Source organism: Opacimonas viscosa (assembly GCF_024199005.1).
GTDB classification, from domain to species: Bacteria; Pseudomonadota; Gammaproteobacteria; order Enterobacterales; family Alteromonadaceae; genus Opacimonas; species Opacimonas viscosa.
On the sequence record NZ_JANATA010000404.1, the window covers coordinates 1 to 216 of the forward strand.

General features: G+C 50.9%; 1 protein-coding gene. It reads right to left on the reverse strand.

What is annotated here, in order from left to right:
• A partial coding sequence (gene argS / locus NLF92_RS14070; protein WP_254102895.1) for an arginine--tRNA ligase domain-containing protein occupies positions 1-216 on the reverse strand: 216 nt, incomplete at both ends.

The window sequence follows — 216 nt, forward strand, 5'->3', positions numbered from 1 at the left end:
AGGTGCCGTGTTGCCTTCAAAGCTCAACATGGTGTCCCAGTTGAACATATAGTCGGTTGTACGGTTTTTACTTAGATCCGCGTATTTCACCGCACCGATGCCCACTTTACGGGCTACCGCGTTCAGTTCATCTGCTGACAATTCCGTATCGCGCTGAGCAAGCAATTTTGCCGCGCGTTCAACCGCCTCGTCCAGTAGCTCAACCAGTTTTACAGT